Source organism: Methanocalculus sp. (assembly GCF_029762515.1).
GTDB lineage: Archaea > Halobacteriota > Methanomicrobia > Methanomicrobiales > Methanocorpusculaceae > Methanocalculus.
Genome location: NZ_JARVGN010000420.1, coordinates 1 through 1884 on the forward strand (window position 1 = coordinate 1; position 1884 = coordinate 1884).

Genomic DNA, 1884 nt, shown 5'->3' on the forward strand with positions numbered 1-1884 from the left:
TGAACCCGACGGGCTCATTTAAAGATCGAGGTATGACCCTTGGGGTTTCCATGGCGCTTCAGCTCAATATGAAGATGGTCGCCTGCGCGAGCACCGGAAATACTTCAGCCAGCCTTGCTGCCTATGCTGCACGGGCCGGGATACCGGCAGTAGTCCTCCTACCGGCAGGAAAGGTTGCAATTGGAAAGATTGCACAGGCACTGATGCATGGTGCGCGGGTCATCTCGGTTGCCGGCAATTTTGACCGCACCCTTGAGATGGTCCATGAGCTCTGCATCTCGCATGGGATCTATCTCTTAAATTCTGTAAACCCGTACCGGCTTGAAGGGCAGAAGACGATCGGGTATGAGGTGATTGATCAGCTTGGATATGTTCCAGACCGGCTTGTTCTCCCGGTTGGCAATGCAGGAAATATCTCTGCGGTGCACAAGGGTCTCACAGAGTGGCAGTCACTCGGCTGGATTGACTCCCTCCCGATGATGACTGGGATCCAGGCAGAAGGGTCAGCCCCGGTTGTCCGGGCGATCAAGGGTGATCTCCCCGAGGTAGTGCCGGATGAAAATCCTGAGACAATAGCAACAGCCATCCGGATTGGTGCTCCTGTGAACGCAGAAAAGGCGCTTCGGGCGATCCGGGAGACCGGAGGCCTTGCCGAATCCGTCACCGATGCAGAGATCCTCTCAATGCAGAGGGATCTTGCACGGTTGGAGGGGATCGGGGTTGAACCTGCATCTGCGGCATCGGTTGCAGGGATAAAGAAACTGGTAGAGATGGGTGTGATCGATCCGGATGAACGAATCGTATGTGTCGTGACAGGCCACCTGCTGAAAGATCCAGAGACGGTGATTCAACAATGCAGTCCACCAACCGAGATAGATGCCACCTTACCTGCCTTGCTCTCTGCCTTGCAGCTCTGATCCTGGCATCGCCTGCTTTTGCGCAGAATGCTACGTTCTCGATTAATGAGAACGCCAGTAGCTACTCTGCTTCAGTGGAAATAACTGATACAGATAGCTACCAGTTCACAAAACCCGGGTACCTTGGTGAGGCAGTTCCTATCTCCGTCCGTGAGATACGGGTTATGGGTGTTCATGGCGAGGTCTCCTATGATGAGCAGAGGAATTCTGTGATCACCTTTCCAGAGGGAGATTATCTCATCTCATATGAAGGGGATCTGGATGGCAACTCGTTCTCTGCTCTCTTCAAAACACCCTATAATGTCACCATCTCTCTGCCGGGAGTCTATTTTGTAGATAACCCGCTGCTTGGATATGTCAGCCAGGGGGGAAGTGTGCTTGTCGGGGAGAACCAGACAACCATCCTCTGGGAGAGTACCCGGTATGCTGAGATCAGGTTTTATGACGAACTACGGCTTTTTATACTCTCTGTATTTGGGACGATCTGGGTTGTATTTATGATCATCCTGCTCTTTGGCTACTACTCGATGAGGGCAGCATCCAGGAGGGAGTAGCTGCTCTCTCTTTTTTTGTCTGGATCTTCGCTGATCTGTTGCGGGTTTTCAATAGGGTTCGAGTCAACAATTTGCTAATTTGGGGTTTGAATCATACACGAGGAACTGTTCACTCTGGCTCAGAATATTCAGGAACCATGGAGGTTCAAATGGATTGAAATCCTGCCTATAATAGATTGGTTTTCGAATGTACCTTGATTGAACCCGGTCACCGAGACAAAGAACCACAGAGATTGCCACCACCCCGTCCCCGTCCGCAAGTGCTTCGCAAAGAGGTTGTACTGGCTGACCGCACATGCAGCGCCGGGAGGAGCGGGAATGCTTCGGGGCTGCCTGAGCAGATAAAACCCGATTCTTTCGAATCGCCTTTCAGGTTGCTCTGATGAGCAAGGTTTTATCACCTCTGTCATCCT

General features: G+C 51.9%; 2 protein-coding genes. Both read left to right on the forward strand.

Features of this window, described 5'->3' with window-relative positions:
• Positions 1-917 (forward strand): threonine synthase (gene thrC / locus QCH34_RS11710; RefSeq protein ID WP_300334404.1); only part of this gene is annotated, 917 nt, incomplete at its 5' end.
• On the forward strand, positions 854-1471 hold the full coding sequence (locus QCH34_RS11715) for a DUF5803 family protein (RefSeq protein WP_300334407.1): 618 nt from the start codon (positions 854-856) through the stop codon (positions 1469-1471). The genes thrC and QCH34_RS11715, both read left to right, overlap by 64 nt.
• Positions 1472-1884: the final 413 nt, after the last annotated feature.

Excerpts from the sequence above, each read along its gene's own strand:
- QCH34_RS11715 (WP_300334407.1), top strand. The coding sequence starts at position 854 with ATGCAGTCCACCAACCGAGATAGATGCCACCTTACCTGCCTTGCTCTC.